Genomic DNA, 15,421 nt, shown 5'->3' with positions numbered 1-15,421 from the left:
GCATTCCACGTTTAAAGGAGGGAGAAAGCTATGTGGGGACATCATTGTTATAATTACGGTCCTGGCATGGTCGGTGGCGCTCAAGCCAATGTCGGTCCTGGTATGGTCGGCGGCGCTCAAGCCAATGTCGGCCCAGGCATGATCGGTGGATACGGCTATGGCTATGGACGCGGAAAAGGTTTCGCGTTAATCGTAGTATTATTCATACTTCTCATTATCGTCGGAGCATCTAAACTCGGTTACAAAGACTAGTGTTAGGAAGTTTTCCGAAGGTCCGCCTCCCCCGCGGGCCTTTCTTTTTCTTTTGAAGATTCGTTTTTTCTGATATACTTATTTAACGAAAATACGACAGGCTTCATTTTTTTCTATATATTAGTGATTAGTGTCAGCGTTTGTGGAGGGATTTAAATGATTACGATGAAGGATATCGTCCGTGAAGGGCATCCCGCGTTACGAGAAATAGCAGAAGAAGTGGCGGTTCCCCCAAGTTCAGAAGATAAGGAAACATTAGAAAAAATGCTGGATTTTCTCAAAAACAGTCAGGACCCTGAAATCGCAGAAAAATATAACCTTCGATCCGGGGTAGGAATTGCGGCACCTCAACTTGGCATTACAAAACGAATGTTTGCCATGTATGTGACAGATGATAAAGATAATTTATACAGCTATGGTTTTTTCAACCCAAAGATTGTCAGCCATTCCGTTGAAACTACGTATTTAGAAGGCGGTGAAGGTTGTTTATCAGTTGACCGGGAAGTTCCTGGAACTGTCCCTCGTTATAAAAGAATTACGGTGGAAGCTTTCACCTTAGACAATGAAAAAGTAAAATTACGGCTGCGCGGCCTTCCTGCAATTGTGTTCCAGCATGAGCTTGATCACTTAAACGGCATCATGTTTTATGACCGGATTGAAGGCTATGACGACGCGTTCACTAAAGAACTGCCCAAATTATAAAAATAAGCGAGCGAGGACACGATCGATCCCCGGCTCGCTTATTTTATGCTAAAGTTTCCGCGTTTTTATAATAGACCAAGCCGTTCCAATCCCTGCTGTACTCCGTTTTCGTATACAGGTGCTGTAACGATGTCTGCTGCCTGCTTTACTTCTTCCAGTGCATTTCCCATTGCTATACCGATTCCCGCTTCTGTCAGCATTTCAATATCATTCAAAGCGTCACCGAAAGCTGCTGTGTCTTCCATTGTATATCCTAAATGATTAGCAATTGCACGAAGACCTTCTGCTTTAGAACCTCCTGCTGGCAGCACATCAAGCGCACGTTTGTGCCACCTTACAAAATTAAACGTTCCATAATTGTTTTTATACAGCTCTTCTTCTTCTTTTCCACAAAATAAAAGGGCCTGATAAATTTCTTTTTGTTTATAAAAATCTTTACTGATAGGGGGGTAAGGCATTTTTAAATCCCCTAAGCTTTCTGAAATATGGTCATGATTCTCTACATTAGCAGCTGCTTGTTCATGGTCTAAAAATACCATAGGATGACTTTCCGAACCTGCAGCAAGCTGAAGCTCTTCCATTTTTTCTGTTTCAAGCGGTCTTTTTTCAATGACTTCGCCTTCCGCTACCACATAAGACCCGTTAAAGCTGACAAATGTTTCAATACCAAGTTCTTTCCGGAGTGATTCAAACATAAACGGTGCACGCCCAGTGGCTATAGCCACATACGTGCCGCTGTCTCTAATTGCTTTAATAGCTTCCTTAGATGAATCAGGCAGCGTCATTTCCTGCGTGTACAGCGTACCGTCAATGTCGAAAAAGACAATCGAAGGTTTTTTCATTTCTTCTCACCCTATCCAATTAACATTTTATCTATCTCTGTATTATAACGCCTATATTTTATCATACCTGGTTTCCTGTTTCATTTTCTCTGTTTCCAATAAATTCAACGGTGTTATTTCCTTTATTTAGCCAAAATAATAATACCGAGATATTGAAAGGGGAATGATCATGTTAAAAAAGTGGCGGAAAAAACTGCTTAAGCGCTGCAGAAATTTGCTTCCAAAACACCGGTATTTGCCCGTATAAGCAGGTCCCTATTGAAAAAAAGATATAAATCGATTACAATTTGTTAATTGAGTCTAACCGGGTTAACCAGATTCTTCATGCCTCACTTATATATGATAGAGATGAAAATATCGTATGTTTGATTTATAATATATGGTAGAGCTTTTATTAATGAACGTTTATATGGAGTTACTGCTCCTGCTGATCCCAGGACAAGCTGCAGGTGTTGTTTCTTTATGTATAGAAGAACAGAAAGAGGAGAGATAGAACGATGATCTACAAAGTTTTTTATCAAAAAAACTTTCAAGAAGTTCCAGTTCGAGAGAATACGGATGCAATGTTTATTGAAGCGGAAACGGAACGTGAAGTACGGCATAAATTGGCGGATAAAAATTATAATATTGAATTTGTTCAACCGGTTTCAGAAGACCTCCTGAGATTCGAAGAAAAACACGAAGATTTTAAAGTGGAGAATTTGTAAAGCATGAAACAGATTAAAAAATATCAGGTTGCGGTTTTCGCCCTGGGAGGTTTAGGCGAAATCGGTAAAAATACGTACGCCATACAGTATCAAGATGAGATCATTCTCATTGATGCCGGAATTATGTTTCCAGAAGATGAATTGCTCGGAATTGATTACGTAATCCCTGATTATACGTACCTCGTCCGAAATAAAGATAAAATTAAAGGTCTTTTTATTACTCACGGCCATGAAGATCACATTGGCGGCATTCCTTATCTGCTTCGCGAAGTAAATGTGCCGATATACGGCGGAAAGCTTGCTATTGGATTATTAAAAGGGAAGCTTGAAGAACATGGCCTTCTGCGGCGCGCAAAGCTGAATGTGGTAAAAGAAGATCAGGTTATTAAATTTAAGAAAACGAAAGTTTCTTTTTTCCGGACGACTCACAGTATTCCGGATTCACTTGGCGTTGTCGTCAATACCCCGGAAGGCAACATTGTGCATACCGGAGATTTTAAATTTGATTTCACTCCAGTAGGAGAGCCTGCTAATTTATCAAAAATGGCACAAATTGGTGAAGAAGGTGTTTTATGTCTTTTATCAGATAGTACAAACAGTGAAGTTCCTGGTTTCACGATGTCTGAACGAAAAGTCGGAAAAAGTATTGACACTATCCTTCACCAAGCAGAGGGTCGCTTTATTTTTGCTACTTTTGCTTCGAATATTTACCGATTACAGCAAGCTGTAGAAGCAGCTGTACGGGACGGCCGGAAAATAGCTGTTTTTGGACGCAGCATGGAGTCTGCAATTAGCATTGGACAAGAGTTAGGCTATATTAAAGCTCCGAAAGGTACTTTTGTGGAGCCTTCCCAATTAAACAAAATTCCTGATGACCAGGCTGCTATTTTATGTACAGGAAGCCAGGGAGAACCGATGGCTGCCTTGTCTAGAATTGCTCATGGCACCCATCGTCAGATTCAGATTATTCCCGGCGACACCGTTGTGTTTTCAAGTTCTCCTATACCAGGGAACACATTATCCGTTAATAAAATCATTAACCAATTATTTCGAGCCGGTGCCAATGTAATTCATGGATCCCTTAACAACATCCATACTTCCGGCCACGGCGGTCAAGAAGAACAAAAATTAATGCTTCGGCTGATGAAACCTAAGTACTTCATGCCTATTCACGGGGAATACCGCATGTTAAAAATGCACACCATTCTCGGCAAAGACTGCGGTATCCCGGAAGAAAATTCATTTATCATGGAAAATGGCGAAGTATTAGCACTAACGAAAAAAAGCGCATCCGTGGTAGGAAAAGTGCCGTCCGGCTCTGTTTATGTCGACGGCAACGGCATAGGAGATATTGGCAATATTGTATTGCGCGACCGCCGGATTTTATCAGAAGAAGGGCTTGTAGTGGTGGTAGTAAGCATTGACATGAAAAACTTCAAAGTTTCTGCTGGTCCTGATATTATTTCCAGAGGCTTTGTTTACATGAGGGAGTCAAGCGATTTGATTAACGATGCCCAGGCACGGCTTGCAAAACACCTCGATGAAGTAATGAAACGAAAAACCACGCAATGGTCAGAGATCAAAAATGAAATTATTGATCAACTGTCTCCATATTTATATGAAAAAACAAAAAGAAAACCAATGATTCTTCCTATCATCATGGAAGTATAAACAGATAAAAAGCCGGCATGGATGTTACTCCACGCCGGCTTTTTTTGGACTTAATTGTAAGAGTTACTGGCTTTCAAGAAAAATCTTGGAAGGAAGGATCATACGACCGCCAAAAACACTTATGTCTTTTGTTTTACGTTTCATCAATCCAATGGTTTTCCAGGCGGTTAATATCTTTATCGGCACCGATGACAATGAGAACGTCCCCTTCTTGAATTTCTTTTTCGGGCCGCGGTGAAACGTGAATATCATCATTTCGTTTAATAGCTAATATATTGCAGCCATACTTTGAACGAAGATCCAGATCAATAATGGTCTCTCCATCAATGGTAGGGCCTGCGGCCAGTTCAACGATACTATATTCATCGGAGAGTTCAAGATAATCCAATACGTTTTTAGATACTACATTGTGAGCAATACGGACACCAATGTCTCTTTCGGGATGCACGATTTCATCTGCTCCGATACGGCGCAGTACTTTTTCATGATAACTATTTTGAGCTTTTACCGTAATATGTTCAATGTCCATTTCATCTAAAATAAGTGTCGTTAAAATACTCGCCTGAATATTATCGCCAATCGCGACGATAACGTGGTCAAAATTTCGGATGCCAAGCCCTCGTAACGCTTTTTCATCCGTACTGTCAGCAATTACTGCTTGTGTGACAATTGGGGCGAATTCATTTACTTTGTCTTCATCTGAATCGATAGCCAGAACGTCCATCCCCTCAGAAGCTAAGGACTTACATATACTTCCTCCAAAACGACCAAGCCCGATCACAGCAAATTGCTTTTTCATGGGTTTTTCCTCCGTTGTCTCCATTATGCCAAATATTGCTGTTACTATTTTAACCGATTCCCCTCTCTTCCGCAAAACCTTTATCGTTTCAGGGCAGCCCATGTTTTCTGGCCTGCAATGCCATCAGCAGTCAGTTTTTTCTTTTTTTGAAAGGTACGAACCGCTTGTTCTGTTTGAGGCCCAAAGATTCCATCAATTGCTCCTGGAGATACCTTATTTAGCTCTAATAGCTCTTGAAGCTTCAGCACATGGGAACCTCTGTCCCTCCTTTTCAGAAGAGGATTTTTACTTTCTAATGAGAACTAGTCATGTGAAAAAGATGTAAGGTTTTTTCGAAATTCGTTCATATCGAATCCAGGACACACATTCGACGCATGACCCTCACACTCCCGGTGGCCAAGTAGTTTATCTTTGTTAATAGAAAAAGTCTGCATGAGCTGCCTTACTAGCTGATAAGTAGAACGTAATTGCCGTGGAGGGGGTGTATTTCTAGAATAATCGCCCGTTAAGCAAAGACCGATAGAATGTGTGTTGTATCCACCCGTGTGGTAAGAAATTGTTGTCATTTTTTGGCATTTCAGGATTGTGCCATCTTGCTCGATTACATAATGATAACCGATCCCCGGCCAATTATTAGTATAGACATGGTGCCTTGCATATGACACCGGCGAGCCGTTTGAAACACCGCTGTGATGGAGTATTAGATGATGAATGATAGATAGGGATCTCGTTTTATACGTTTTAGAAGAATGGACTGGCAGCTGTTCTATTCGGTTTATTATGTTCATATAAACACCTCCATAAATAATATGACCGTAGAAGGTGAAAAAAGAGGAAATGAAATGAGAAAAGCGCGGCTTGTCGCCCTGGAAGAGGAAACCGCCTAATAACGCCGCATCTTGCATGAAAAAAGCTGCAGGAGGATCTATCCCGCAGCTTAACATTTCTTTATTTATTTTTTCTCATTATTACCAAGAACGCGGTTAACGCGTTTGGTAAGCATTTTCATGCCGCCGCCTCCGGCCTGGAAGTGACGAAGAGTGCCATCTTTATCAAATACGTAATACGCTGGCACGTATTCATTTTCAAATGCGTCTGTTAGTTTGTGCTCATTGTCCACAAATATCGGCTGCGTAATTCCGTGTTCATCCGCCACCTCTTTGATCTGGTCGAGATCCAGATCTTTTTCAGAACGAGGCATGTGAACCGCAATAACGTTTAAGTCATCTTTATATTCATCACGGAATTCATTCACATTTGGCATAGCCTCTTTACAAAGACCGCAACTGACCGACCAAAAATGAATTAATGTCGGTTTATCACCGATTAAGTCTTCTTTTGATACTTCGCCATTATACCAGGTAGTCGCACCGGTAATTTCAGGCATTTCTGATCTTAATTTAAGTGCCATGGTTGTCGTTTTCCTCCTCTTATTCTGTAATCCTTACAATGTATTCTATAAATTAAATAAAAATATCTTGTCAAGAAAGAAGTGTAAACTCTTCGACCAGCCTTGACAGGGAAAGAAAAGGCGGAGTTGTGCCTTTATACCTGGAGGTTATTTAATTTAGAAAGGCTGTGCGATGCAGCTAGACAGATAAACACTTTTTCTACTTGCAAGAAAAAGGTCTAACATTGCTGCTAGACCTCTTCGTTCGTTTCAAACTTTCAATATTTGCTATTATACGTTCAATGTTTCTTGACCTGGCTTCCAGTTTGCAGGGCAAAGTCCGCCAGTTTGAAGAGCTTGAAGTACACGAAGTGTTTCGTCTACATCACGGCCGATGTTGTTGTGGTTTACAACAGAATACATAAGCTCACCTTCAGGGCTGATGATGAACAAGCCGCGCAATGCTACACCTTCATCTTCAATCAAAACACCATAGTCTTCAGAAACTTGGTGATTTGTATCTGCTGCTAATGGATAATTCAGGTCTCCAAGACCGTTATCATCACGGGAAGTGTTAATCCAAGCTTTATGAGTGTGGATTGTATCAGTAGATACTCCAATAACTTCTGCATCGAGGTCTTCAAATTCATCATAACGATCACTTAGAGAAGTGATTTCTGTAGGGCATACGAAAGTGAAGTCCATTGGATAGAAGAAAAGAACTGTCCACTTGTCCTCTTTCATAATATCTTCCAAACTTACTTTACCGAATTCTTTATTTGGCATTACTGCGTCCATTTCAAAACGCGGTGCTTGTTTAGCTACCATTCGCTTTTCGCTCATTTGCTTGCACTCCTTTTTGATAAATGTTCTTGTTATCTTTACCAATTGTTATTATAATACGAGCCTTAAATTAAAGTCAATATTAAATTGTAATTAATTTAAATAATAGCTCGTACTTTGTAACCTTTCCACACATAGCTTTACCCTAATTCACCAATTAAAAACTATATTTACTAAAAAATTGAGTTAAAATATTGAGAATAACTGTCATGTTTTTCTCATCTCTACGTTAAAGCCTACAAAATTAAGACAAGTATGTAAAATAATATGCTCGAAATGCTCGAAATAAATAATTTTTTTCAAACCAGCTAATTATGCTATACTGTGTCGTAATTCTGTGATGTTTTGTTATTTTATAAAGGGAAAACGCGTCATGATTATTGGTTAAAGGAGTGTTCTAAATGGATCAAATGTTAGAAAACGACTTTTGGGGAAACTTTATCGGTGGAGCCCTGCTCGTTATTTTGCAGATTATACTTACTATCATTGGCTTTTTCATAGCTAGAGCAATCGGTAAAAACATAATTAACCGCGGTTTCACGAAAATGCAGGAGCAGCGGCATATGCACCCGGGCAGAGTTCAAACTCTTTTGAGACTAAGCGTCAATGTATTTTCCTATGTTTTAATTTTTATTTTCATCACTATTTTTATAGGTATTTTTGGATTGGATATCGCCCCTATAATCGCTGGAGCTGGTATTGTAGGCTTGGCTGTCGGATTTGGGGCACAAGGGCTTGTCAGTGATGTTGTCACAGGCTTTTTCATTTTACTTGAAAAGCAAATTGACGTAGAAGATTACGTAACGGTTGCAGGTATTGATGGAGTGGTGGAAGAAGTCGGCCTTCGCACGACACAGATTCGCGGATTTGACGGAACCCTTCATTTTATACCAAACCGGGAAGTCAGCACGGTTGACAATCATTCAAGAGGAAATATGAGAGCAATGGTAGATATCAGTATTTCTTATGATGATAACGTCGAAGAAGCTATCACGGTGTTACAGAGCGTTTGTGACAAGATGGCGGAAGAAGAACCAGCCATTAAAGAAGGACCAGACGTGCTTGGCGTACAAACACTAGGAGACTCCGACGTGGTAATCCGTATTTTGGGTAAGACAGAGAACATGGAGCAGTGGGGCATCGAGCGGAAATTGCGTAAAGCCTGCAAAGAAGCTCTCGACGCAAATGGCATTGAAATTCCTTTCCCTCATCAGGTCTACGTAGAAAAGAAACAAAACGCTTAATACATTTAAGAAGCCAGAGAGTAACGAGCCTTGAAGAATAAGAGGCTTATATGTAAAAAGCTGATCGTGAAATGATACATTTACGAGCGGCTTTTTTTGCTTGTTTTTCACTATTTTGTACGGAAAGTTCTGAGCAAGACACGATGTAAACTTCTCAGGAGTGCAATTCCCTTCCTTTATTATCGTTCCGTCTCTTTTTCTACAGCCATGGGTTCCAACACTCTTCCTTGATGACCGCCGACTCTTTTGCTTAGCCGCGGACTTCAACACCTCATGGATAAAGTGAAAATGAAAAAGGAGTTATCTCTTTTTTCGAGACAACCCCTTTTTCAATTTACTTAATTTATCTGCGGCAATGTTTTTGTATCTTTTATCATTTCGGACTGGCACAAAGGACAACTGGGCTCACTTTCAAACGTAAAATTCTCTCTCATCCAACCTGCACAATCGTCATTCGTACATGACCAGACTTTTGTTTCCACTTCAGGAGGTGCTTCTTTTCTTCCATTATAATAAGCCATAAACCCATCCCTTTCTTGTTCCTCTTTTTATTATACCACAATTGAAAAAAACGTTTTTGAAAGAGGATCCTGTGGAAACAGGAGTTATTGATCTTTAGAAAAAAAGTTAATCATATGTGTGACAGCTGTGAAAATAGCTTCTTCTTTTGGCTCAATTCGAGCGTCATGCAGGCCGTATGGTGTATCGGCGCCAAGCCAGAACATAACCCCTGGTATCTCTTCTAAAAAGTAACCAAAGTCTTCTCCTGTCATTGCTTCCCGGCATTCTATCAATTGCACGTTAGACAGCTCTTGGGTAAATGCCATAAATGACTCCGTCAGCTTTTCATCGTTATATACCTGACAGTAATTTGAGCCCCAGTCTATGAATACCTCACAATCAAAGCCAGCCTCAATCCCAGCTGTTAAAGCACGGATGCGCCGCTTCACCATTTCCATGCTTTCTATTGAAAGTGTCCGAATGGTACCTTCTATTCGTGCTGTTTCTGCAATAATATTCTGCTTTGTTCCTCCGCTGATTTTTCCAACGGTTACTACCGCAGAATCAAGTGGATCCACGTTTCGTCCGACAATCGTTTGGAGCTGTGTAACAAGGTGACTTGCTGCGACCACCATATCATTTGCGGTATGCGGACGAGCTGCATGCCCCCCTTTTCCTTTCAAATCTATGAAAAGCTCTGATGTATTGGCAAAAAGAAGCCCAGATTTGGTTGCAATGGCTCCTGCCGGATACTCAGGCGCAATATGAAGAGCATACATTTCATCAGGTTTAAAACGCTGGAATTCTTCAGATGCAAGCATGGGCTTAGCGCCCCCCGGTCCTTCTTCTGCCGGCTGAAACAAAAACAATAAATGATGTTTTGGCTGATTAATCGTAAAATGCTCAAGAATTCCGAGTGCAATCGTCATATGAATATCATGACCGCAAGCATGCATCATTCCTTTATGCTGCGAGCGAAAGGAATAAGTGGTGTTTTCTTCAATAGGGAGACCATCCATATCCGTCCTGTACCCTAGAGTTTTTTTACCATCATATCCTTTAACAAATACGAAAAGTCCTGTTTTCCATTCTTCTATCGTAAGAAAATTCTGTGGCATGGCAGCAATCTTTTCTTTTACATACTGCTGGGTTTTAAATTCCTCAAACCCCGCTTCTGGAATTTGATGAAGCTCTCTTCGGATAGTGACAAGCTGTTCTTTATTCACGTAGCACTCACGCCTCCTCTTCTTGCCGCCAATTCTTCTTCAAGGGCAAGAATAAAAGCATCGATCTCTTCTTTTTTCAAGGTTAACGGTGGCAGCAGACGGATGATCTTCCCCTGAGTGACATTGATCATAAATCCTCTTCGAAGAAGCTGCTGCTGAATACTTTTCACTTCGTCCGCATCATCATTCAAGAGTATGCCAAGCATCATACCCTTTCCGCGTATTTCTTTTATTTTGTTTCCGCTCCGTACCTTTAAATACTCAAGCTGGCTTTCTAAATAATTTGCATGTTCCCGGCCTTGTTCCATGCCGCCCTGTTCCATCAGAACATCAAGTACTGCGTTCCCAAGCGCGGCGCTCAACGGAGAAGGTCCAAAGGTAGTTCCATGATCACCTGGCTGAAAAAGCTCATCTAAGCCTGTTTTAGCAATCAAACCACCAAGCGGCAGGCCGCCGCCGATCCCTTTTGCAAATAAAATAATATCAGGCTCTACTCCAGCATGCTGATATGCAAACAATTTTCCGGTACGGCCCATACCGGTTTGGATTTCATCCATGCAAAACAATACATTATAGCGCCTGCATAATTTTTCTGATTCTTGTAAAAATGTATTTGACAAAGGCATAATACCGCCCGAACCTAAAACGGGTTCCATTAAAAGAGCAGCGGGCTTCTTTTCTTTAAACACTTCTTCCAGTGCTTCCAAGTCCTCTGCCGCAATTTCATATACGGGATAATCGGCTGCGGGATAATCCTGATAAATACCGGGTTGGCGTGTCAAACGAATAACCCCTAGCGTGCGTCCGTGAAAGCTGTTTTTTAACACTACAATGCCCTGTTTTGATTCCTCTTGAGCAGAGGTCCATTTATGAATCAGCTTCACAGCTGCTTCTGTCGCCTCCGCTCCGGAATTGCCGAAGTACACTTTTCCTTTTACTGAATGCTCAATCAAACGATGAGCCAGTGTAATCGCAGGTTTATTTAAGAAAAAATTAGACACATGCAAAAACTGCTTGGACTGTTCTTCTAATTTTTTCATCAAATAGGGATGAGAGTGCCCTAAAATGTTGACCGCCAGGCCGGTAAACAGATCCAAATATTTTTTTCCGTCTTCATCCATTATATAATTGCCTTCCCCTTTTGCTACCGTAATCGGCAGGCGGTTATAGGTAGGCATCATATATTCCTGGTCCAGCTGCATCCAGTTCATTTTTCTACTTCCCTTCCATTAAGAAGTTTTCGTTCCAAATAGATAGAAGGAAGACTGCCCAACAACACGCGCCGGGCAGTCTCCGTTTTTTTCATCTAATACATTGTATTCTTAAACCTAAGGATATTATTCTTCATTTAAACGGCGAAGCTCTTGCTTCATTTCCGTTTTCCCCTTTGTTTGGTCATCAATTTCTTTAATAACGCGAGCCGGTGTACCAGCTACGACTGTATTTGGAGGAACATCTTCTGTAACGATAGCGCCCGCTGCTACAACAGAACCTTCTCCAACTGTAACTCCTTCTAATATCACGCAGTTTGCACCAACAACAACACCGTCTTCTACAATAACCGGCTGAGCAGATGGCGGCTCAATAACACCTGCAAGTACAGAACCCGCACCAATGTGACAGTTTTTCCCTACTGTCGCGCGTCCTCCCATTACAACGTTCATATCGATCATCGTATTTTCGCCAACCACAGAGCCAATGTTAATGGAAGCTCCCATCATAATTACAGCGTTTTTACCGATTTCTACTTGATCGCGGATAATTGCGCCTGGTTCAATACGCGCAGGGATATCTTTTAAATCAAGGAGAGGAATTGCTGAATTTCGGCGGTCATTTTCTACCACGTAGTCTTCAATTTTATCTTCATGTTCATCAATTGCTTTTTTAATATCCTTCCACTCTCCGAATAATACGCCGGTATTACCCGTAATAAAGGATTTTGTTTCGTTTCCAAATCCAATATTTTCAAGCTGGTCTCCCTTGATATGTACTTTTACTGGAGTTGATTTTTCACTTTCAGAAATAAATTTAATAATCTCGTTTGCATCCATTTGGTTCATGTTCTGGTGCCTCCTTATCCATTCTCTTCAATAGATTATCACAGGAGACCGTTGAAGGAAACCATTCTGTACTATTTAACACAGGAAATAACCGTATATATGTCGAATAAATATAGAGAGACATAGAAAAGGAGGCAGATGCATGAGTTTAACAGCAGATATTTGTGACGTACATAAGGAGAAAGTTCTTTTAGCTGATCCTTTGTTTCAATCGTTCGGTCAAAAAACTTCTTTTTCCGGGCCTATTCACACAGTCAGAGTGCTAGAAGACAACGTTCTGGTTAAAAAAGCGCTCGAATCCATTCCAGAAGGCAGCGTTCTCGTCGTAGACGGAGGTGGTTCTACTCGCTGTGCTCTTATGGGAGATAATCTTGCAGCTATTGCCGAAGAAAGAAACCTCGCCGGCGTCATTATCCACGGCTGCATCCGTGATTCGGTAGAAATCAATGAGATGCAGGTTGGCGTTCGTGCTCTAGGTACGAATCCTTTCAAATCTATTAAAAAAGGCGAAGGAGAAAGCGCCGTTTCTCTTCGCTTTGCCAATGTAGAATGGAAGCCTGGTGCCTGGGTGTATGCCGATGCAGACGGGATTTTATTGTCTGATGAGGAGCTTCAACTTTAGCTCTACAGGACTGTCTTTAAAACAGGGGACAGTCCTTTTCCTATACTTTCCAGTCCATGGCGGCCTTGCAAAGGTATCGATGTGAATAAGGTAACTGCTGCTAAGCAAGTACCCCCTTACATCCCTCTCCTCTAAACCAGCCCTTTTCTTTTAGTTCGTTTTCACTGAATTTATATTTTTAGTTGAACCATATTTGCTGATCCTTCCTAATATTGTATTGTATTTATTATAAAAAGGGAGGGGTGAAATGTTGTAAATGTCTTACAAGCTTATTTGTCCATTTTTAGCCGCTTCATTAAGCTTTCCTGTCGGGGGTTGTCAAGAAGGTACAAAAGAAACAAATATCCTAAACGAAGAAGAAGACCAGATCAGCTCTGATGAGTGGTCTTATGAGGGTGACACCGGGCCGCAGTATTGGGGTGATTTAGATCCTGCCTATTCTGTTTGTATTGATGGCTATGAACAATCTCCTATTAATATTGAATTTTCTCAAGTAACAAAGGATGACCAAAACTTAGAAAACATGGAAGTCGATTATCATCCTGCTTCCTTTACCCTAGTTAATAACGGGCATACTGTTCAAGCGGAAAACCCATCAGAAGACAACAGCTTAGTCATTGACGAAAACGAATACCAACTCGCCCAATTTCATTTTCATACTCCAAGTGAACACGAATTTAACGATGAAAAATATGATATGGAGCTGCACCTCGTTCACGAAGATAAAAATGGTCAACTAGCTGTGCTGGGGGTAATGCTGCAGGAAGGAAATGAAAATGAGGAGCTTTCCAAGGTATGGGAAAACCTTCCAGAAACAGAGGGTGAAGATGACATAACAATAGATGTGCCAATTGACTTACAAGCTCTTCTCCCTGAAGACCAGGAGTCGTTTCATTATAATGGCTCTCTAACTACCCCTCCATGTACAGAAGAAGTTAACTGGATTATTTTTGAAGAGCCGTTGGAAATGTTAAAAGAGCAAATGGAAGACTTTCAACACATTTTTCCTGACAATCACCGGCCCGTCCAAGAGAGGAACGACCGTGAAATTATGAAAAACTAATGTTGGAGGGATTAAATGACTTTCACATCCATGCAGCAAAGAACCCTTTTTCCCATGTCAAAAGACCGCCGCCGTCTGGACAATATCCTATCCCAAACTTCCAGCACAAAGACAAAGCTGCTAAAAGAAAATGAAGAGTATTATGACGAAGAAAAAGACAGCTTTATCATAAGAGAATATTATAAAAATATAGATCTTGAAACACAGCCAAGTGAGGAAGTGTTTCAGTTATTACATGACCTTATTACAAAAACTCATACAAGCAAGGTGAACTACAACCCGACGGAATACGTTTATCCTTGGGTGGATTTACAGCCGGATGGTACTTTAACTAGTATTTACTCTGGAGAAAACAGGCGGGCAGAAGATGTGATCAATGAAGATTATGAGACAGCTTTAAAACGAGAACAAGAGCTGGAAAAAACAATGGCAGCCAAAGTGCATTTCACGTTGGAAGATCAAATCATACGAATAGAAAACGACTTTAAATTTAATTGTGAGCACGTGGTTCCCCAGTCCTGGTTTCAAAGAGATGAACCGATGCGCGGAGATATTCATCATTTGTTTACTTGTGAACCTATCTGCAACTCGATACGAAGTAATTTTCCTTATCACGATTTCAAAAGCTATGATCCAGAACATGCAAGAGCTAATAAAATAACGAGCGGGTGCGGCAAAACCGAGGATAGTCGGTTTGAGCCGGAATATGCAAAAGGAGCTGTTTCCAGAGCCATGCTTTATTTTTTAATAAGATATCCCGATGAAATCGAGCGTTCCTATTACGAACAAATAGACATTGATCTGCTGCTAAGCTGGAATGAACAGTTTCCCGTTTCTGTGTATGAAAAGCACCGCAACCTAGCTATTTTTGAAATACAGGGAAACCGCAACCCCTTAATTGATTTTCCAATAGAAGCTTCTTCCGTTTTCACGTCGTAAACCGGATGTGAAGTATTGTTTTCTCAGCAGTTTCAATGATTTAATAGATTTTCTTTTTTCAAAAGAAATGGCAGCGAGCAAGGGATGCCTAATTCGCTGCCAGTCACATGATATTAGGTATCTTAAGGAACTCTCTTTGCATTGCACGAACGTCAATCCTTAAGACGTAACTTTTACCCAGGTCGCACTCCAATACCCAACCACCCTCTTTTTGCTCTAGTTTTAAGTTCCAAGAAGCTTCGTTAACTACCATTCTTTTCGATTTTCTCCTATGTTAGGCTCCAGGAACCTCCCTTGACTAATATTCTTTTTCTCTGGTTTTTGTTTCGGGTTCCAATCTTTTCCCTAAGTGAGCGTTCTTTCTCTCTTCCTCCTTTTTCAGGTTCCAACACTTCCCATGGTAACCGTGCTTCTTCTCCTACTCCTTTTTTGGATTCCAACACCCTCCCTTGGTGACCTTTCTTTCTCTTTTCTTTCTCTTTTCCTTCTTTATCATGCTCCAAACCCTGCTAATACCGCCTAAACTATAGATCGCCCTTCCACACGAATGCACCCATAAC

The 15,421-nt window shown here is 41.0% G+C and carries 18 protein-coding genes; 8 read left to right on the top strand and 10 right to left on the bottom strand.

Annotation, left to right across the window (positions count from 1 at the left end; all coding sequences use genetic code 11):
- Positions 1–66 precede the first annotated feature (66 nt).
- The gene (locus tag ACE1TI_RS12875; protein ID WP_375007997.1) at positions 67–252 is read left to right on the top strand and encodes a YjcZ family sporulation protein; all 186 of its coding nucleotides are present in this window, start codon (positions 67–69) and stop codon (positions 250–252) included.
- 156 nt (positions 253–408) lie between these two features.
- Positions 409–954 carry a peptide deformylase gene (gene def / locus ACE1TI_RS12870; protein ID WP_375007996.1) on the top strand — a complete coding sequence of 182 codons (546 nt, stop codon included), beginning with the start codon at positions 409–411 and terminating at the stop codon, positions 952–954.
- Between the two features lie 65 nt (positions 955–1,019).
- Here def and ACE1TI_RS12865 read toward each other — a convergent pair whose 3' ends face one another.
- Positions 1,020–1,796 carry a Cof-type HAD-IIB family hydrolase gene (locus ACE1TI_RS12865; RefSeq protein ID WP_375007995.1) on the bottom strand — a complete coding sequence of 259 codons (777 nt, stop codon included), beginning with the start codon at positions 1,794–1,796 and terminating at the stop codon, positions 1,020–1,022.
- A 497-nt stretch (positions 1,797–2,293) separates the two neighbouring features.
- On the opposite strand from ACE1TI_RS12865, the gene ACE1TI_RS12860 reads away from it, so the two are divergent.
- The gene (locus ACE1TI_RS12860) at positions 2,294–2,503 is read left to right on the top strand and encodes a DNA-dependent RNA polymerase subunit epsilon (RefSeq protein WP_375007994.1); all 210 of its coding nucleotides are present in this window, start codon (positions 2,294–2,296) and stop codon (positions 2,501–2,503) included.
- A 3-nt stretch (positions 2,504–2,506) separates the two neighbouring features.
- Complete coding sequence (gene rnjA, locus ACE1TI_RS12855) at positions 2,507–4,174, top strand: ribonuclease J1 (protein WP_375007993.1); 1,668 nt, start codon at positions 2,507–2,509, stop codon at positions 4,172–4,174.
- Between the two features lie 133 nt (positions 4,175–4,307).
- Here rnjA and ACE1TI_RS12850 read toward each other — a convergent pair whose 3' ends face one another.
- The 5 genes from ACE1TI_RS12850 to ACE1TI_RS12830 form a co-directional block, all read right to left on the bottom strand.
- Positions 4,308–4,973: a potassium channel family protein gene (locus ACE1TI_RS12850; RefSeq protein ID WP_375007992.1), complete on the bottom strand. Its 666-nt coding sequence runs from the start codon at positions 4,971–4,973 to the stop codon at positions 4,308–4,310.
- Between the two features lie 80 nt (positions 4,974–5,053).
- Complete coding sequence (locus ACE1TI_RS12845) at positions 5,054–5,221, bottom strand: peptidoglycan-binding domain-containing protein (protein ID WP_375007991.1); 168 nt, start codon at positions 5,219–5,221, stop codon at positions 5,054–5,056.
- A gap of 54 nt (positions 5,222–5,275) precedes the next feature.
- Complete coding sequence (locus ACE1TI_RS12840; RefSeq protein WP_375007990.1) at positions 5,276–5,761, bottom strand: peptidoglycan recognition protein family protein; 486 nt, start codon at positions 5,759–5,761, stop codon at positions 5,276–5,278.
- A gap of 164 nt (positions 5,762–5,925) precedes the next feature.
- Positions 5,926–6,384 carry a TlpA disulfide reductase family protein gene (locus ACE1TI_RS12835; RefSeq protein ID WP_375007989.1) on the bottom strand — a complete coding sequence of 153 codons (459 nt, stop codon included), beginning with the start codon at positions 6,382–6,384 and terminating at the stop codon, positions 5,926–5,928.
- Positions 6,385–6,654: 270 nt separating this feature from the next.
- Complete coding sequence (locus ACE1TI_RS12830) at positions 6,655–7,206, bottom strand: peroxiredoxin (protein WP_375007988.1); 552 nt, start codon at positions 7,204–7,206, stop codon at positions 6,655–6,657.
- Between the two features lie 401 nt (positions 7,207–7,607).
- On the opposite strand from ACE1TI_RS12830, the gene ACE1TI_RS12825 reads away from it, so the two are divergent.
- Positions 7,608–8,450, top strand: a complete 843-nt coding sequence (locus ACE1TI_RS12825; protein WP_375007987.1) for a mechanosensitive ion channel family protein — start codon at positions 7,608–7,610, stop codon at positions 8,448–8,450.
- A 338-nt stretch (positions 8,451–8,788) separates the two neighbouring features.
- Here ACE1TI_RS12825 and ACE1TI_RS12820 read toward each other — a convergent pair whose 3' ends face one another.
- The 4 genes from ACE1TI_RS12820 to dapD form a co-directional block, all read right to left on the bottom strand.
- Positions 8,789–8,971, bottom strand: coding sequence for a cold-shock protein (locus ACE1TI_RS12820; RefSeq protein WP_375007986.1), 183 nt, complete (start codon positions 8,969–8,971; stop codon positions 8,789–8,791).
- A gap of 84 nt (positions 8,972–9,055) precedes the next feature.
- The gene (locus ACE1TI_RS12815; RefSeq protein ID WP_375007985.1) at positions 9,056–10,177 is read right to left on the bottom strand and encodes an N-acetyldiaminopimelate deacetylase; all 1,122 of its coding nucleotides are present in this window, start codon (positions 10,175–10,177) and stop codon (positions 9,056–9,058) included.
- On the bottom strand, positions 10,174–11,388 hold the full coding sequence (locus ACE1TI_RS12810) for an aspartate aminotransferase family protein (RefSeq protein ID WP_375007984.1): 1,215 nt from the start codon (positions 11,386–11,388) through the stop codon (positions 10,174–10,176). Before ACE1TI_RS12810 ends, ACE1TI_RS12815 begins: the two co-directional genes overlap by 4 nt.
- A gap of 126 nt (positions 11,389–11,514) precedes the next feature.
- Positions 11,515–12,237 carry a 2,3,4,5-tetrahydropyridine-2,6-dicarboxylate N-acetyltransferase gene (dapD, locus tag ACE1TI_RS12805; RefSeq protein ID WP_375007982.1) on the bottom strand — a complete coding sequence of 241 codons (723 nt, stop codon included), beginning with the start codon at positions 12,235–12,237 and terminating at the stop codon, positions 11,515–11,517.
- A gap of 142 nt (positions 12,238–12,379) precedes the next feature.
- Between dapD and rraA the strand changes: the two genes are divergently transcribed.
- From rraA to ACE1TI_RS12790, 3 genes are all read left to right on the top strand, one after another.
- Positions 12,380–12,859 carry a ribonuclease E activity regulator RraA gene (gene rraA / locus ACE1TI_RS12800; protein WP_375007980.1) on the top strand — a complete coding sequence of 160 codons (480 nt, stop codon included), beginning with the start codon at positions 12,380–12,382 and terminating at the stop codon, positions 12,857–12,859.
- A 256-nt stretch (positions 12,860–13,115) separates the two neighbouring features.
- The gene (locus tag ACE1TI_RS12795) at positions 13,116–13,922 is read left to right on the top strand and encodes a carbonic anhydrase (RefSeq protein ID WP_375007978.1); all 807 of its coding nucleotides are present in this window, start codon (positions 13,116–13,118) and stop codon (positions 13,920–13,922) included.
- Between the two features lie 15 nt (positions 13,923–13,937).
- The gene (locus ACE1TI_RS12790) at positions 13,938–14,861 is read left to right on the top strand and encodes an endonuclease I family protein (protein ID WP_375007976.1); all 924 of its coding nucleotides are present in this window, start codon (positions 13,938–13,940) and stop codon (positions 14,859–14,861) included.
- The last annotated feature ends 560 nt before the right edge of the window (positions 14,862–15,421 follow it).

The sequence above is a fragment of the Alteribacillus sp. JSM 102045 genome, assembly GCF_041949975.1.
Classification (GTDB): Bacteria; Bacillota; Bacilli; order Bacillales; family Marinococcaceae; genus Alteribacillus.
Note: the sequence above shows the minus strand (reverse complement) of the source record. Positions and strands in the feature narration are given on the sequence as shown.

Coding starts and splice junctions, on each gene's coding strand:
- ACE1TI_RS12875 (WP_375007997.1), top strand. CDS start 67: ATGGTCGGTGGCGCTCAAGCCAATGTCGGTCCTGGTATGGTCGGCGGC.
- def (WP_375007996.1), top strand. CDS start 409: ATGATTACGATGAAGGATATCGTCCGTGAAGGGCATCCCGCGTTACGA.
- ACE1TI_RS12865 (WP_375007995.1), bottom strand. CDS start 1,796: ATGAAAAAACCTTCGATTGTCTTTTTCGACATTGACGGTACGCTGTAC.
- ACE1TI_RS12860 (WP_375007994.1), top strand. CDS start 2,294: ATGATCTACAAAGTTTTTTATCAAAAAAACTTTCAAGAAGTTCCAGTT.
- rnjA (WP_375007993.1), top strand. CDS start 2,507: ATGAAACAGATTAAAAAATATCAGGTTGCGGTTTTCGCCCTGGGAGGT.
- ACE1TI_RS12850 (WP_375007992.1), bottom strand. CDS start 4,973: ATGAAAAAGCAATTTGCTGTGATCGGGCTTGGTCGTTTTGGAGGAAGT.
- ACE1TI_RS12840 (WP_375007990.1), bottom strand. CDS start 5,761: ATGAACATAATAAACCGAATAGAACAGCTGCCAGTCCATTCTTCTAAA.
- ACE1TI_RS12835 (WP_375007989.1), bottom strand. CDS start 6,384: ATGGCACTTAAATTAAGATCAGAAATGCCTGAAATTACCGGTGCGACT.
- ACE1TI_RS12830 (WP_375007988.1), bottom strand. CDS start 7,206: ATGAGCGAAAAGCGAATGGTAGCTAAACAAGCACCGCGTTTTGAAATG.
- ACE1TI_RS12825 (WP_375007987.1), top strand. CDS start 7,608: ATGGATCAAATGTTAGAAAACGACTTTTGGGGAAACTTTATCGGTGGA.
- ACE1TI_RS12820 (WP_375007986.1), bottom strand. CDS start 8,971: ATGGCTTATTATAATGGAAGAAAAGAAGCACCTCCTGAAGTGGAAACA.
- ACE1TI_RS12810 (WP_375007984.1), bottom strand. CDS start 11,388: ATGAACTGGATGCAGCTGGACCAGGAATATATGATGCCTACCTATAAC.
- dapD (WP_375007982.1), bottom strand. CDS start 12,237: ATGAACCAAATGGATGCAAACGAGATTATTAAATTTATTTCTGAAAGT.
- rraA (WP_375007980.1), top strand. CDS start 12,380: ATGAGTTTAACAGCAGATATTTGTGACGTACATAAGGAGAAAGTTCTT.
- ACE1TI_RS12795 (WP_375007978.1), top strand. CDS start 13,116: ATGTCTTACAAGCTTATTTGTCCATTTTTAGCCGCTTCATTAAGCTTT.
- ACE1TI_RS12790 (WP_375007976.1), top strand. CDS start 13,938: ATGACTTTCACATCCATGCAGCAAAGAACCCTTTTTCCCATGTCAAAA.